Origin of the sequence: Methylocystis sp. (genome assembly GCF_051062815.1) — a bacterium.
In the GTDB taxonomy this organism is placed as follows: domain Bacteria; phylum Pseudomonadota; class Alphaproteobacteria; order Rhizobiales; family Beijerinckiaceae; genus Methylocystis.
In genome coordinates, this window is record NZ_JBPFDU010000078.1 from 63,533 (window position 1) to 79,067 (window position 15,535).

Below are 15,535 nucleotides of genomic sequence, written 5' to 3' on the forward strand. Positions count from 1 at the left end.
TTGCTTTGCATGAGCCTCTCTGGAGAGCGGAATGGATCAGTCGCAGCAAACGCAACAGGCCACGCAGACGAGACTGCTAGCGATCATCGCCTTCTTGCTCGTCGCCTTTGCGTTGAGACAAACCTATCCGGTGACGATGCCGCTCGCGGCGGCCTTTGTCGTGATCGCCGCTGTCTGGCCGATCAAACCATGGCTTCAGCGCTACGTGCCGGAGACGCTCAGCAACATTGGCACGGTTCTGGTGTTGCTGGCCGTGCTCGCGGCTTTCGCGGGCGCCATTTCCTTTTCCGTCGCTCAGATCGGGCAAGCGTTCGGCGAAAACTCGGAAAAGCTGCAGCAGCTCTACGAAAGGGTCTCCGCTTGGGTGCAGAGTTGGGGCGGCTCCCTCGGCGGACTTGGCGGCTACAGTCGAATGATCGATTTGGCGCAGAAGGCGCTCACAAGCGTCTACAACATCATCGCCTATATCGGCGTCATCGGCGTGCTCGTCGCTTTCGGCCTGCCTGAAGTTACGCTGCTGCGTAAGAAAATCGGACAGCAACTGGGCGGAAACGAAAGACGCGAACTCGTCGACGCCGTTGATTCGACCGCCGTGAGGATTCGTCAGTATCTCTGGGTGACGACCCTCACAAGCGCAATCACCGCGGCGGCGACGCTCATCTGGTCGCTCGCCCTCGGCCTCGATCTGGCGCTGGTCTGGGCGCTGCTCAATTTCCTGCTGAATTACATTCCGGTGATCGGCAACATCATCGGAATCCTGCCCCCGACCCTATACGCAATCGTGCAATTTGACAGTTGGATGACCGCGGCGGTCGCGTTCATCGGTTTCTCAATCATTCAGATTGTGATCAGCAACTTCATTGCGCCGACGCTTCAGGGCCAGCGCCTATCGCTGACGCCGATGGCGGTCATTGTATCGCTCTCGGTCTGGACATGGATCTGGGGCATCGCCGGCGCATTGATCGCCGTTCCGCTGACCTCGGCGCTGATCATCCTCTGTAAGCATTTTCCCAGCGTCCGTTGGATCGCCATGCTGCTCTCCGACGATCAGCCGGAAAGCGCCGGTTCGCCTGAAGAAGTAGGGGGCGTCGCTCGCCGTTCCGCTCCTTGACGGATGGCCATATGCGCCACGCCGCGGGCGACAGTTCGTCGGCCGCGCGCAATCGACGCGTTTCCGTCAACTCGGAAGCGAGGCGGCTAACGATCTCTTGCCGTTACGCGACGAGGCAGGCGTTGCTCTGCAGGTGGCCAAGCACGCGGTCGACGTGCTCGGCGGCGCAGAGCGCGATGTCCGCCGGCTCGACCACTGTCTGACCGGCGCGCTGAAAGGTCACGCGGCCGGCATCCGCCGCGGCGATCGTCGCGGCGATCAGGCCGTCGCGGTCGTTACTGCCGTCGAGCAGCGGCGTCACCACTTGGGCGATGATATCGAGCCGAATCGGCTCGTGGCGCAGATTAGCCGAGTGCAAGACGCCGGCGGCCGCGTCGGCCCGCAGCATGGGGCAGGCGATAGGCTTTGCCGAAAGCGCGCGAGCGATCCGCATGGGTTCCGTTGAGCCGGTCAAGAGACCGACAAGCGTCATGCGCATCAGCGCGTCGGCGATTCTGGATCGCATCGCCTCGTCGACGGAGGCGCCGCGCAGCTCCATCGCCGCGACGAGCTCGTCGATTGAACTCGAATCCGGCAGGCGCGCGACAAGCGCTTCGATGGCCTTCCGCACGCCAGGATCCTGTGTGGAAAACCAGGCGCCGCCGCCGTCAGCGAAAAAGGCGTTGCCGTCCGCTTCGCGCGAAAAGCCGAAGTCCGTCCGCGCCAGAAAGTGCAGGCCCGCGAGCGCGTCGGGCGTCACTTTGCGGACGCATTTGCCTTCCCGCTCCTTATGGATGAGCAGGGTCTGGCGGAAGGTCCGGCCGGTGAAAATGTCCATATGCTGCTCAAGCGAGACCTGATTGTCGCCCGCCAGCGCGCGCAGCAAGGGCGCCGCCGCCGGATTCATATTTTCGGGCATCATCGTCGAAAGCCCCGCCTCGCCGAGATAGGCCAGTCCGCGGCCCCCCGCGTTCGCCATGAATTCGGAGAAACTGCACGGCTCGTTGCAGTCTTCGAGGAACTCATGACCAATGTACGAGTCGTCGGTCGTCCTCAGATGGGCGGCTTCGGCTCGGAAAATCCGGCCCCACGTCGTATCCTCCAGCGTATTCTGTTCAAGAAAGGACAGCATTTCTCTGGCGCGGGCCACGCGCTCGCGTAGCGAGCCATGCGGGCCGACGTGCAGCGACAGGGCGTCGCGCAGCGTCTGCCGCAGCCGCCATCCGGGCTGAACATTGTAGCTGATGAAGGCGACTCCGTTCGGCGCGAGATTCTCGCGCGCGATTCGGAGAATTGCATCGCGCACCTGCTCCGGCACCCAGCTGTAGACGCCGTGACAGATAATATAGTCGAAGCCGCCGTCCTTGGAGCGAAGGTCGGTCAGGCTCTGGCGGCGCAGATTGATGTTGGAGAGTCCAAGGGCGGCGACTCGCTGCTGGCCCTCCTCGATCTGCCGCTGCGACAGGTCGACGCCGAGAAAATAGGCGTCGGGGTGACGGGCCGCGAGCGGAATGAGATTGCCCCCGGCCGCGCATCCAAGCTCCAAAACGCGGGCGCGGGAGAGATCGGGGGCCGTCAGCTTGAAGACGCGGGCGACCGCGCCAAGCCGCGCCGGATGCGTCTGCGGAAAGGGATGCGAGACATAAGGAAGATCGTCATAGGAGGCGGCGTTGCGTGCGATCGCCGCTTGCACGGCCGTCCCGAAGTGAGTCGTCATAAGCAAGTTTCCGGAGCGTAAAGGAGTTTCATTCTCCCTTCTGGCCGGCGAATTTGCAACGTGGCGAGATTCGCCGAGCGCTCGTCCTCGAGAATCGCTCGCCAACGATGTTCGAACGCAAGAGTCGCCTGTTAACGATATTCGAGGACGCGACTCCGCCCTGATGAGACGCCGCACGTAAGATTACGGAGGCCGTTTCAAGGCGCGACCGTTCCCTGGTTCACTTCAATCATTTGCGATTAAAGGGCGCGCTTGTTGGGCTTTTTGGCCGGCCGCCACACTGTCTCCTTTTTATCACAGCCGCCGGAAATGTGGCCAAAGCGAGCGTCAAAGGCGCCGTTCATCGTTGACTGTGCATGTCCGTCTAAATTTTATTCATCACGACCACTTCTCACCGCGGCTCGGCAAATTCGCGGTTCGGTGCTCTTCGCAGTCCTAAGGAATGGGAACTGATCATGACCAAACTGTCTCAGAAACTCATCATGCCCAAAAATGGTTCCATCGCACTTCGTCGCGCTCTCATGGGCGGCTCCGCGGCCATCGCGATGGGCGCGGCTTTTGCGCCGACGTCGGCGAGCGCCGCGGTCTGCACCGGGTCGTTCGGCTCCGTCTCAGTGCTTACGTCCTTTGCCTGTGGATTTTTCGACACTGCGTCGGGAGCCGCGTCCTCGGCTTTCGGCATCGGCAATACTTCCTCTGGAATAGGCTCGGCCGCGTTCGGAAATCTGAACACATCGACAGGGCTGGGCTCTGCGGCGTTTGGCGTACTGAACACGTCTAACGGAGCGGGTTCTGCGGCATTCGGCATCGGCAATACCTCTAACGGAATTGGCTCGGCGGCGGTCGGCGTCGGCAACACCTCGAACGGAGACGGCTCGGCGGCGGTCGGCGTCGGCAACACCTCGGACGGACTGGGCTCGGCGGCGATTGGCGTCGGCAACAAATCGATTGGATTGGGTTCTGTCGCGCAAGGCGTCGGCAACACCGCGTCGGGAATCGGTTCGGTGGCGCAGGGCGTGCTGAACAAGGCTTCGGGCGACGCCTCGACCGCCGTCGGCGTTTTCAATACTGCGGCCGGTCTGGGCTCCACTGCGGTGGGCGTGGCGAATTTCGCGCTCGCGGATGGCTCCACCGCCATCGGCAATGTCAATGTGATTACCCCCGCGTCGACCAAGGCGACCTCGGTCGGCTCGTTCAACGCGATCGCCGGCGAAAACTCGACCGCCGTCGGCACGCTCAACGGCATCCTGGGCAAGAACTCCACTTCTGTCGGTTCGAAGAACCTTGTGGTTGGAGACAAGTCCACCATCGTCGGCAACACCAACGCGGTCTTCGGAGACGGCTCCAGCGCGTTCGGCTCCAAGAACCTTATCGTCGGCGACAAGTCCACCAGCGTCGGCAACACCAACGCGGTCTTCGGCGACAATTCTAGCGCATTCGGCACGGTCAACGGCGTGGTTGGCGACAATTCCGCGGCGATCGGCGCCTTCAACGGCGTCGCTGGCGACGGTTCGCACGCCATCGGCACGCTTAACGGCGTCGTCGGCGACGGGTCGCACGCCATCGGCACGATCAATGGCGTCGCTGGCGATGGCTCGAACGCCATCGGCACGATCAACGGCGTCGCTGGCGACGGCTCGAATGCGATCGGCACGATCAATGGCGTCGCTGGCGATGGCTCCAACGCTGTCGGCACGATCAACGGCGTCGCTGGCGATGGCTCCAACGCCTTCGGAACGATCAACGGCGTCGCTGGCGACGGCTCGAACGCGTTCGGCACGATCAATGGCGTCATTGGCGACAAATCCACGGCGGTCGGCAACACCAACCTCGTGGCCGCCGACACGGCCCAAGCCTTTGGCTCTGGCAACCTGGTCACCGGCGACAGCGGCACCGCCGTCGGCACGAATAATATCGCGTCTGGCGACAACTCGTTCGCTGCGGGTGTGGGTTCGAAGGCGATTGGAAAGAATGCTATCGCCATCGGCAACAACGCCGAGGCTGGCGCGAAGGGCGCCAACGCGATCGCGATCGGCACGAACGCGAAAGCCACCGACTCGGTCGCGATTGGTTTGAACTCCACCGCGTCGAACGGCGGCACGGCCGTGGGTGATTTCTCGACCGCGACGGGACCTCTCTCGAACGCCTATGGCTTCGGCTCCAAGTCGACCGGCCTCGGCTCCTCGGCGACCGGCGCGTTCTCGAACGCGAGCAAGGCTGGCGCCACGGCCTCCGGCGCGTTCTCGAACGCGAGCGGCATCGGCTCGACGGCGACGGGCGTGGGCTCGAACGCCAGCGCGTTTGGCTCCACGGCGAACGGCGCGTTCTCCAACGCCAGCGGCGTGGCTTCGACGGCCATGGGCGTCGGCGCCAACGCCTCGGGCTTCGGTTCGACGGCGCTCGGCGCAGGCTCCTCGGCCGCATTTGCGGGCTCGACCGCTCTCGGCGCCGGCGCGGTCACCAACGCTCCGGGACAGATCATGCTCGGGACGGCGGCCAACACCTACCAGGCGCCTGGCATCACGTCTGCCGCGAGCTTGGCTTCGCAGGTTGGCGTGACCAAGTTCACCACCACGGATGCCCAGGGTCATCTCGCGACTTCGGCCTTCGGTCCGCAGGACATCCAAGGTCTTCAGGCCGGCGTTCTGGGCCTGTCGCAAAGCGTGTATAGCCTGGGCAGAGGGGTGCAACGCGGTTACGAGGGCACGGCGGTCGCCGTCGCGCTCGGCGGCGCCAGCTACCTGCCGGACAACAAGTTCTTCTCGGTCACCGGCAACTTCGGCACCTTCCGTGGTCAGTACGGCCTTGCCGCTCAGGCGCAATTGCGCTTGAACGAATGGGCGGTGGTCAATGCCGGCATCGGCGCGGGCCTCAAATACGGCGGCGTCGCCGGCCGTGCGGGCGTGACCCTGGCTTGGTGATCCATGATCGTAAAGGTCAAGACAATACTGCTCGCGGCCCTTGTGGCCGCGAGTTTTTTTCCGACGATGGCTTCGGCGGAGTCGCCTAAGCCGGCGCCTAAGCAGTCTAAACCCGCGCAGGCGCCCAAGCCTGCTGAGATCGACAAGAACGGGGTTCTGATTCTCGTCCGCTCGACTCTGCTTGCGCTCGACCAGGCCAACAAAACCGGCAATTATACGGTGCTGCGCGACCTCGGAGCCCCGGGCTTCCAGACGAACACGGCCGCGCGGCTAGCGGAAATTTTCGCCTATCAGCGCAACCAGAATCTTGATCTCTCCGGCGTCGCCGTCTTGGAGCCGCAGCTCAGCATGCTGCCGCAAATAGAGTCGACGGGCATGATGCACATGGCGGGATTTTTCCCCTCCGTGCCGACGCAGATCCGCTTCGAACTGCTCTATGCGCCGGTCCAAGGCCAGTGGAAGCTGTTCGGCCTCTCGGTTTCGCTGGGATCTTCGGCGCCGGTGGCGCCGAGCGACGCGCCAGCGCCGAGCGCCGCGGAACAGCCAAAAGGCGGGACGGGACTTCGCACCTCAAAGCCAAAGACCTGACGGCGGCGGGAGGGGCGCCGGCAAAGCGCCGGGACGGTTCGCCGTCCCGGCTTTTCGCTGAGCTTAGTTTGGCCAGCAGCGGCGGCCGTAGGGGCCGAGATGGAAGCCGCGCGGGCAGGCGCGACCGACGCCGTATCCTCCCCATTGTCCGCCCCACCGACACCCGCCATAGGGACCGCGATGGCCGTAAGGCCCGCAACCGCCATAGACGTGCACGATCGGCGCGCCCAAAGTCTCACTCGGCGCGACCGGCATGGCGGCGTGGGCCGGCGCGGCCAGAGCCGCCGCGAAAACCAGCGCGAGACCCGTTCTCAACTTCATCTCCAATCTCCTTCAATCGGCCTGTGCGCGGCCCTTCTCGCCGCGCCCGCAGAATATCTGCGCGCAAACCGAATCTTGGCAATTGCAATTTGCGATCGAGGTTAGCCGACGCCCAGCTATGTTCATATAATGTTCTTGCGCCAAGTTCGCGCGCCAGCTAAGCTGCCAAAGATAATTGCCGAAAGAATTTCTCGGGAGCGCGCGATGGCGGTGAGGGTGACGACGGTCGCGTTCGAAGGCGTCGAGGCCCGTCCCGTCGACGTTCAGGTGCAGATTTCGAGCGGCGCGGTCGTCTTCAATGTCGTCGGTCTGGCCGATAAGGCCGTCGCCGAGTCGCGCGAGCGGGTGCGCGCGGCGCTGATCGCTTCTGGTCTGGCGCTGCCGGCGAAAAGAATCACCGTCAATCTCGCCCCTGCCGACATGCCCAAGGAGGGAAGCCACTATGACGTGCCGATCGCGCTTGGCGTCATGGCGGCCATTGGAGCCATTCCCTCCGACGCGCTCGAAGGCTTCGTCGTGCTTGGCGAACTTGCGCTCGACGGAACGCTGACGCCGACGGCGGGGGTCCTGCCGGCGGCGGTGGCCGCCAACGCTCGGGGATTGGGATTGATCTGTCCGAGCCAATGCGGGCCGGAAGCGGCCTGGGCGTCGAGCGATATGGAGGTGATCGCGCCGCGCTCGCTCATCCAGCTCGTCAATCACGTCAAGGGCGTGCAGGTTCTGGCCCGGCCTCAGCCGGCGGTGCGCAGGCCCGCCGCCGATCTGCCCGACCTTTCCGACATCAAGGGACAGGAGAGCGCCAAGCGCGCGCTCGAGATCGCCGCCGCCGGCGGCCACAACCTTCTGATGAGCGGCCCTCCGGGGGCGGGAAAATCGATGCTCGCCGCGCGGCTGCCGTCGATCCTGCCGCCGCTGACCCCGCGGGAATTGCTCGAAGTTTCAATGGTTCATTCGGTGGCGGGGCAGATTGCCGGCGGCGAACTGACCGACCGGCGGCCCTTTCGCGCGCCCCACCATTCCGCCTCGATGCCGGCGCTGGTCGGCGGCGGCTCCCATGCAAAGCCTGGCGAGATTTCGCTCGCCCACAACGGGGTTCTCTTTCTCGACGAATTGCCGGAGTTTCAACCGCAAGCGCTGGACAGCCTGCGTCAGCCGCTCGAGACGGGCGAGGTGGCGGTGTCGCGCGCCAATCATCGCGCCGTCTACCCGGCGCGCTTTCAGCTTGTCGCGGCGATGAATCCCTGCCGTTGCGGTCACGCGATGGATCCGGGCTACGCCTGCAAGCGCCAACCCAATGAACGCTGCGTCGCGCAATATCAAGCGCGGCTTTCGGGGCCGCTGCTCGACCGTTTTGATGTGCAGATCGAGGTGCCGGCGGTGACCGCCGCCGATCTCGTGTTGCCCCCGCCGAGCGAGGGTTCGCGGCAGGTCGCGGCGCGCGTCGCGCGGGCGAGAGAGATTCAGCGCGCACGCTACGATGCTCTCTCGCTGCCAAGGGTCGCCGCCAACGCCGCCGCGCCGGCGGCGGTCATCGAGCGCGTGGCGCGTCTTGACGCCGCCGGCACGGCGCTGATTCGGGACGCCTCCGAGCGCTTCGGCCTCACCGCCAGAGGGTTTCACAGGGTCTTGAAGCTCGCGCGCACCATCGCCGATCTCGACGGCGCTGAATCCGTCGGCAGACCGCATCTTGCTGAAGCGCTTTCCTATCGCGCGGGACTTGCGTCGGGGCGCCTTGCGGCCTGATATGGGCGCATGTCCTTAAACCATATTGTGATTTTGCTCGCGGCGCAGCTCGCCATTCTGCTGCTGGCAGCGTCCATTTTCATTGCTCTGCGCAGGCGCGGCCGCCGACAGGTCGAGGCCGAGTTCGAATCGCTGCGCGACGAAATCTGGGAGCTGCGCGCCGCCGCCGCGGCTCGCGACAGAGCGGAAGCCGCCAGTCTTGCCAAGTCGCGCTTTCTCGCGGCGGTCAGCCACGAATTCCGCACGCCGCTCAACGGCGTCATGGGGCTGGCGCAGCTTCTCGCGATGACCAGGCTCACAGCCGAACAGGCGAGCTATGTCGAAGCGATCGGCGATTCCAGCCGTTCGCTCTCTCAGCTGATCGACGACATTCTGGATTTCTCCAAGATCGAAGCCGGCAAGTTCGAGCTGCGTCACGAAGCCTTTGCGCTCGCGCCGTTCGTCGAAAGCGTGGTCGAATTGCTGGCGCCGCGTGCGATGGCCAAAGGGCTGGAGCTTGCCAGCGTCATCCTGCCCGACACGCCGCGTGAAATCGTGAGCGATCCGGCGCGTCTTCGGCAGGTGCTCGTCAACCTCATCGGCAACGCGGTGAAATTCACCGAGCGCGGCGGCGTGGGCGTGCGCGTCGCGCGAGACGGCGCGCGGCTGCGCTTCGAGGTGCGCGACTCCGGGCCGGGCGTTCCAGAGGCGGCGCGCGAGGCGATCTTCGAGGAATTCGAGCAGGCCGATCCTTCCGAGAACCACCCGCAGGCGGGCACAGGGCTCGGCCTCGCCATCTCTCGCCGTCTCGTCGCCAGGATGGGCGGCGCGCTGGCGCTCGTCAATTCATCCGACATGGGCGCCGTTTTCGCCTTTACGCTTCCCGCGCCGCCGTTCAACGAAGACAGGGCGCCGGCGCCTCTTTCTGGGCTTAAGACGCTGATCGTTGCACAAAGCATCTTCGAAGCGCCCTATCTCGCCGAGAGCTTGCGGTTCGCTGGAGCCGAAGCGGAGATCGTCGTGGCCGAGGATGCGCCGTCCGCGCTGCAGAGGCGGCGCGAGAAACCCTTCGACGCCGTCATCGTCGACTGCGCGCTGGGCCCGCACATGACCGCGCAGTTGGCGAAAGTCGCGCGCGACGCGCAGGCGGGACGACTGTTTCTGCTCTTCTCGCCAATCGAACGGCGCGCCTTCGGCGAAGACGCTCTGTGCGACTTCGACGGCTGGCTGGTGAAGCCGGTGCGGATCGCCTCGCTGATCGCCCGTCTGTCGCCAGAGCGCGCCAAGGCGCCGGCGCCTGAGGACGACGCGCCGCCGCAGGCGCTCGCCGGGGTGAACGCGCTCATCGCCGAAGACAATGAGATCAACGCGCTCATCCTCACGCGTCACCTCGCGAAGCTTGGCGCGACGGTGACTCGGGCGGAAAGCGGCGCGCTTGCGCTCGCGCGCGCCCGCGAAGCGATCGAGGGCGTGGGCGCGCCCTATGACGTGATCGTCATGGATCTTTTCATGCCGGATTTCGACGGACGCGAGGCGAGCCTCCGCATTCGTGAGGCGGAGGCGCGGGCAGGCGCGCCGCGCACGCCCATATTGGTGCTCACGGCCAGCGCGCGCGAAGAAGACGAGCGCGCCGCCCGCGCCGCCGGAGTCGATGCTTTTCTCACCAAGCCGGTGGAGTTCGCATCGCTCGCGGCGACGATCGAAGAGCTGAGGTTGGCGCCGCGTCGGACGTAGCGCTTCCTCTTGGAGCAGGTTCCGAAAAAGTTGACGGACTTTTTCGTTGAGAACCTGCTTCAACATTCCATTTTTGAGCGATTCCTTATCGATCACATGATTGCATGTGATCGGGAATCGCTCTAGCCGCCCTGCGGCGCGATGACGCCGAACCGTCCTGATTGATAATCGGCGAAGGCCTGCCGCAATTCGTCCTGCGTATTCATCACGAATGGACCTTGTTGCTCCACGGGCTCGTCAATCGGCTCGCCGCTCATGAGGATCAGCTTCACGTCATTGTTGGCTTCGAAGACGATGTCGCCGCCTTCCTCCTCGAATACGACAACGTCGGTTGCGCGCGCGATCTTCTCGCCATTGGCTTCGACCGTTCCTTCGAGAACCGCCGCAAGCGCCGTATGGCCTTCGGGAAGCGTGAAGCGGGCGCGCTTTCCCGCGTCAATCCGCACGTCCCAAAGATCAATCGGCGTCGCCGTTTGCGCAGGTCCGCGATGGCCATCGAATTCCCCGGCGATGACGCGGACGATTCCGGCGTCATCTGGCAGATCGACGCGCGGAATGTCCTTGTCGAGGAGGGTCTGGTAGCGCGGCGGGCTCATCTTCTCGCGGGCCGGCAGATTGACCCAAAGCTGCACGACCTCGAACCGTCCGCCCGACTTGCCGAAGCTTTCGGAATGATACTCCTCGTGGACGACGCCCGAGGCCGCGCGCATCCACTGCACGTCGCCGGGACCGATAAGTCCGCCGGCGCCGGTCGAGTCGCGATGTGCGAGTTCGCCGTCCAGGACGATCGTCACCGTCTCGAAGCCGCGATGCGGATGGGCGCCGACGCCGCGCCGTTTGGCGGTTGGTGGAAAGTCGAACGGTCCCGCATAGTCGAACAGCAAGAAGGGGCTCACCCGCGCGCCATGTTCGTGATGCGAAAACAGCGAACGCACCGGAAAGCCGTCGCCGACCCAGTGTATGGAGTCCGGGGCGGGGTGAACGCCGACAATTTTTCTCATGAGGAAGCTCCTTGCGGCCTATGTGGGCGGCGTCGGGCGAAATGCAAATCGGCGGTTCTTGACGGATCGGACCGCAAAATCCACAAGTCGCCGGACGCGGCGACGACGTCGCATGGCAAGGACGGTTAGATGGACTGGATCATCCTTTTTATCGGCAGCCTCTGCGAGGTCGGCTGGCTCATCGGGATGAAATATGCCCAAGGATTCACGCGGCTTTGGCCTTCGCTCATCATGGTTTTTTTTATGGCGGCGAGCGTCGGATGCCTGGGCCTAGCCGTGAAAACGATTCCCGCCGGCACGGCTTACGCCGCATGGACCGGAACAAGCATCGCCGCGGCGACGCTTGTGGGCGTTTACCTCTTTAACGAACCGACGACCTTTCTGCGTTTAGGCTCGATCGGCCTTATTATTCTGGGCATCATCGGCCTGCGGCTCGGTGGCGTGGATATGAAGTAAGAGCGCGCCCCGACGCCCGTGCGACGAGCGTCGGGAAAGCGTCGCGCGTGAATCAGAAATAGCTTTCGAGCGTTCCGCGCCGCCGCACGTCGAGCGTCGCGCAGTGGAACGCGCCGCCGAACGCCGCATAGTGCAGGAACGAGCAGGGGATCGGCTCGTAGCCCCACTTCTCCATCTGCCGCATCATGTTGGTGTGATGCGGATCGACGATGACGCGCTTCTCGTCGATCATCAGAATGTTCATGCTGAGCCATTTGCCGCACATCGAGGTGATCGCGAGAATGCGGTCGTTGATCGGATCGGGCTCCGGCGCGACGAGAATGTCCCATTTCTTCAAAATGTCGGGCAGTTCGTCGGGATTGATGTATTCGGGATTGATGAGCACGCGACCCGGCCCCAGCGGCAGGATCGTCGTGTCGATATGCATCGGATTGGGGCAGCGGCTCTTGATCTCATGGATGCGATAGCCCTCGCCCAGATGGCGGCGCAGCCAGTCGATGCCCATGGCGTTCGTCACATTGGAGCGCGTGACGAAAATATCGCGGCCGCAGCGGAAGAAATCGGCGGCGTCGAACACCGGCTCGAATTCGGTGAGAATGTAGCGGAGCGGCTCGCCCTTCTCGGGCAGGGTAAAATCGGGGTCGAAGAGTTCGTCGGTGAGTTGCGGCTTGGGCGCCGAGGTCCAGCGCGCGCCGCGCTTAAAATAGTCCTTCAGGATCGGCCGATAGGAGTGCGTTTCGAAATAGCGGCAGGGCCAGGCCATCGGCGTTTCGAGAATCTCGTCGCCGAAGACGAGCATGGAATCGCGCGGGCAGGAATTGCAGAAGCCGCGCGACGACCAGTGCGGCGTCGAAAATTTCGCCTTATGATTGACCGCTTCGGGCCGCGTCACCGTGACGCCGAGCGACTCGAGCAAAGCGATGAAACCGTCGAGCTCCTGCTGCGCCGGCTCGATCATGAATTTCGGAAAGCGAAATCCGGCGGCGAGCGACTGGGCGCGCGCGGCCATGCCGGGGATGTTGCAGGTGACGACCGGATGGTCGGAAGGAATCGTCGAGCCCTCGAGGCGGCCGACGATGATCTCCTCCAGTGGATCCCACTCATTGTGGGAATTGACTGGACAGTCCGCGGCAATCGCGGCCCCCATAGATGCATGCATATTCATAATGCGCCCCGGATCGTTTCCAGCGAGTGACATCTAGCGCTTTCCGATTGTTCTTCAATCTTGCGAAAAAACGGCGTTATTTCTTGGTTTAACGTCGCGCTGCCTGGTCTTCCTCGCTTTGTTGCCGACTCAAGCCTTCTTGGCGGTCGGACTATGTCGCCAAGAGGCGGGGCCGTCTACTCCTGGCGCTCCCAAGGCTTGCGCGGACTGGCTTGCGCGGACTTGCGTTTCCCCCGGCGTTGGGCAATAAACCGCGCTCTACAGAACCGCCCGGCCAGTGATGGGCTGCCGTGGCGGTTCTTTCGCTCGCGCGAACACGCGTCGTTTGGACCAATTTCCTGCGGCGCAAACAACAGGGCTCAGAGCCCGGGAGAGCAAAATGCCCAAACTGAAGACGAAATCCGGCGCGAAAAAGCGCTTCAAGATCACCGGCACCGGGAAAGTGGTCTACGCCCAGCGGGGCAAGCGCCACGGGATGATCAAGCGGACGAACAAGCAGATCAGAAATCTGCGCGGCACGGCCGTCTTGTTCAAGACTGACGGCGACAACGTCAAGAAATACTTCCTGCCGAACAGCTGATCCGCAGAACCGCACTTTTTCGCAAAGGAGTTCGTCATGGCTCGCGTCAAGCGTGGCGTCACATCGCACGCCAAACATAAGAAGACCCTCAAGGCGGCCAAAGGCTTCTACGGCCGCCGCAAGAATACGATTCGCGCCGCCAAGGCCGCAGTCGACCGCTCGATGCAATATGCGACGCGCGACCGCAAGGCGAAGAAGCGTGTGTTCCGCGCGCTGTGGATCCAACGGCTCAACGCCGCCGTGCGCGCGCACGGGCTGACCTATTCGAGGTTCATCGACGGGCTCGCCAAAGGCGGGATCGAAGTCGACCGCAAGGTTTTGTCGGATCTCGCCATCCACCAGCCCGAAGCCTTCGCGGCGATCGTGGCGCAGGCTAAATCGGCGTTGCCGCAGGCCGCCTAAGACTTATATCGCGAACACATTCGAGCCTCCCGCAGCCTGCGGGGGGCTTTTTGTTTTTAAACTCGATCATCGGCTGACGCTGCGGATTTCATGCGTCGTCCCGAGCTGTCGCGCCGGCATGCGATACGCTCGACGACATTATGCTTTTCGCAAGGCCGTAATTTTCAGATCAATCTCCAGCGCTGAAGACATGCTCACGCGGGCTCTTGGCCGCGCAAGCGGTCTCCCCTTTGGCTTGGCCTGGCCTATAATCCGGTGGGGAAGCTAGGACGAAGCATGACCGACACATATGATCTCATCGTCATCGGCGGCGGGCCCGGCGGCTATGTCGCCGCAATCCGCGCGGCGCAATTGGGGCTGAAGACCGCGGTCGTCGAGCGCGAACATCTTGGCGGCATTTGCCTGAACTGGGGCTGCATCCCGACGAAAGCGCTGCTGCGCTCGGCCGAGGTCTATCGTCTCGCCAAGGAGGGCGAGCGGTTCGGCGTTTCGGCAGGCGCCCTAAGCGCCGACGTCGCGCGCATCGTCGCGCATTCGCGCGAGGCGGCGACGCGGCTCAATGGCGGCGTGGCGTTTCTGCTCAAGAAGAACAAGATCGACGTCATATGGGGCGAGGCGACGCTCGCCGCAAAGGGCGAGGTGCGCGTCGCCGCGCCGACCAAACCGCCCATGCTGCCGCAATTGCCCTCGCCGAAAACGAGGCTCGACCACGGCGTCTATCAGGCGAAACACATCATTATCGCGACCGGCGCCCGCCCGCGCGTTCTGCCGGGCCTCGAGCCCGATGGGCGACTCGTCTGGACCTATTTCGAGGCGATGAAGCCGGAGCGCTTTCCAAAATCGCTATTGATAGTTGGCGCCGGCGCCATCGGCGTCGAATTCGCCTCCTTCTATCGGACGTTCGGCGTCGAGGTCATTCTCGTCGAAGCGCTGCCGCATATTCTTCCGAGCGAAGACGAAGAGATCGCCGCTCTGGCGCATCGATCGTTCAAAAAGCAGGGGATCGACATTCGCGTCGCGACGACGGTGACGGGCGTGGAAAAGAAAGCCGACAGTCTCGTCGTGACGCTGAAACCCGCGGACGGCGAGACGCAGACGCTGGAAGTCGAGCGCGCGCTGTCGGCGATCGGCGTCGTCGCCAATGTCGAAAATCTCGGGTTAGAGGCGCTCGGCGTAGCGCTCGAGCGGGGCGTCATCAAGATCGATGGCTTAGGGCGCACCAATGTCGAAGGCGTTTACGCGATCGGCGACGTCGCCGGCGGTCCGATGCTCGCGCATAAGGCGGAGCATGAAGGCGTATCCTGCGTCGAGGCGATCGCTGGAAGGGATGCGCACGCGCTCGATAAATCTCGCGTGCCGGGCTGCACCTATTGTCATCCGCAGGTCGCGTCCGTCGGCCTGACCGAGGCGAAGGCGAAGGAGCAGGGGATCGACGTCAAGATCGGCTGCTTTCCCTATCTCGCCAATGGCAAGGCGATCGCGCTCGGCGAACTCGAAGGCGTGGTGAAGACGATCTTCGACGCCAAGAGCGGGCGGCTGCTCGGCGCGCATATTTTTGGAGTCGAAGCCACGGAAATGATCCAGGGCTTCGTCATCGCCATGAATCTCGAGACGACCGAAGAAGAGCTGATCCGCACGATCTTTCCGCATCCGACGCTGTCGGAAACCATGCATGAGAGCGTGCTCGCGGCCTTCGGCCGCGCGATTCACGTTTGAGGCGAACCCAAGTGTGTCGGTCGTCATTGCGAGGAGCGCAGCGACGAAGCAATCCAGAATCGCGCGGCGACTGCTGGATTGCTTCGCTTCGCTCGCAATGACGAACTCACGCAGCCATGCCG

The 15,535-nt window shown here is 63.7% G+C and carries 13 protein-coding genes; 9 read left to right on the forward strand and 4 right to left on the reverse strand.

Going from position 1 to position 15,535, the window contains the following annotated elements:
• Positions 1–31: 31 nt before the first annotated feature.
• Complete coding sequence (locus tag ACR65W_RS14890; protein ID WP_434500491.1) at positions 32–1,111, forward strand: AI-2E family transporter; 1,080 nt, start codon at positions 32–34, stop codon at positions 1,109–1,111.
• A 103-nt stretch (positions 1,112–1,214) separates the two neighbouring features.
• Here the strand turns inward: ACR65W_RS14890 and ACR65W_RS14895 are convergent, their stop codons facing one another.
• Positions 1,215–2,807, reverse strand: a complete 1,593-nt coding sequence (locus ACR65W_RS14895) for a methyltransferase regulatory domain-containing protein (RefSeq protein ID WP_434500492.1) — start codon at positions 2,805–2,807, stop codon at positions 1,215–1,217.
• A gap of 455 nt (positions 2,808–3,262) precedes the next feature.
• Here ACR65W_RS14895 and ACR65W_RS14900 point away from each other — a divergent pair, with 455 nt between their 5' ends.
• Positions 3,263–5,728: a YadA family autotransporter adhesin gene (locus ACR65W_RS14900; protein WP_434500493.1), complete on the forward strand. Its 2,466-nt coding sequence runs from the start codon at positions 3,263–3,265 to the stop codon at positions 5,726–5,728.
• 3 nt (positions 5,729–5,731) lie between these two features.
• The gene (locus ACR65W_RS14905; protein ID WP_434500494.1) at positions 5,732–6,316 is read left to right on the forward strand and encodes a hypothetical protein; all 585 of its coding nucleotides are present in this window, start codon (positions 5,732–5,734) and stop codon (positions 6,314–6,316) included.
• Between the two features lie 63 nt (positions 6,317–6,379).
• Here ACR65W_RS14905 and ACR65W_RS14910 read toward each other — a convergent pair whose 3' ends face one another.
• Positions 6,380–6,637: a GCG_CRPN prefix-to-repeats domain-containing protein gene (locus ACR65W_RS14910; protein WP_434500495.1), complete on the reverse strand. Its 258-nt coding sequence runs from the start codon at positions 6,635–6,637 to the stop codon at positions 6,380–6,382.
• Between the two features lie 204 nt (positions 6,638–6,841).
• On the opposite strand from ACR65W_RS14910, the gene ACR65W_RS14915 reads away from it, so the two are divergent.
• Positions 6,842–8,380, forward strand: coding sequence for a YifB family Mg chelatase-like AAA ATPase (locus tag ACR65W_RS14915; RefSeq protein WP_434500496.1), 1,539 nt, complete (start codon positions 6,842–6,844; stop codon positions 8,378–8,380).
• A 9-nt stretch (positions 8,381–8,389) separates the two neighbouring features.
• Positions 8,390–10,093, forward strand: coding sequence for an ATP-binding protein (locus ACR65W_RS14920; RefSeq protein WP_434500498.1), 1,704 nt, complete (start codon positions 8,390–8,392; stop codon positions 10,091–10,093).
• Between the two features lie 122 nt (positions 10,094–10,215).
• Here the strand turns inward: ACR65W_RS14920 and ACR65W_RS14925 are convergent, their stop codons facing one another.
• On the reverse strand, positions 10,216–11,094 hold the full coding sequence (locus tag ACR65W_RS14925; protein WP_434497834.1) for a pirin family protein: 879 nt from the start codon (positions 11,092–11,094) through the stop codon (positions 10,216–10,218).
• 129 nt (positions 11,095–11,223) lie between these two features.
• Between ACR65W_RS14925 and ACR65W_RS14930 the strand changes: the two genes are divergently transcribed.
• Positions 11,224–11,550, forward strand: coding sequence for a DMT family transporter (locus ACR65W_RS14930; protein ID WP_434497835.1), 327 nt, complete (start codon positions 11,224–11,226; stop codon positions 11,548–11,550).
• Positions 11,551–11,602: 52 nt separating this feature from the next.
• Here ACR65W_RS14930 and ACR65W_RS14935 read toward each other — a convergent pair whose 3' ends face one another.
• On the reverse strand, positions 11,603–12,715 hold the full coding sequence (locus ACR65W_RS14935; protein WP_434497838.1) for an amidinotransferase: 1,113 nt from the start codon (positions 12,713–12,715) through the stop codon (positions 11,603–11,605).
• Positions 12,716–13,094: 379 nt separating this feature from the next.
• On the opposite strand from ACR65W_RS14935, the gene rpmI reads away from it, so the two are divergent.
• The 3 genes from rpmI to lpdA all read left to right on the forward strand — a co-directional run bounded on the left by rpmI (position 13,095) and on the right by lpdA (position 15,413).
• Positions 13,095–13,295, forward strand: coding sequence for a 50S ribosomal protein L35 (gene rpmI, locus ACR65W_RS14940; protein WP_434497836.1), 201 nt, complete (start codon positions 13,095–13,097; stop codon positions 13,293–13,295).
• 36 nt (positions 13,296–13,331) lie between these two features.
• Positions 13,332–13,697: a 50S ribosomal protein L20 gene (rplT, locus tag ACR65W_RS14945; RefSeq protein WP_123176639.1), complete on the forward strand. Its 366-nt coding sequence runs from the start codon at positions 13,332–13,334 to the stop codon at positions 13,695–13,697.
• A gap of 276 nt (positions 13,698–13,973) precedes the next feature.
• Positions 13,974–15,413 carry a dihydrolipoyl dehydrogenase gene (gene lpdA, locus ACR65W_RS14950; protein WP_434497837.1) on the forward strand — a complete coding sequence of 480 codons (1,440 nt, stop codon included), beginning with the start codon at positions 13,974–13,976 and terminating at the stop codon, positions 15,411–15,413.
• Positions 15,414–15,535 lie beyond the last annotated feature (122 nt).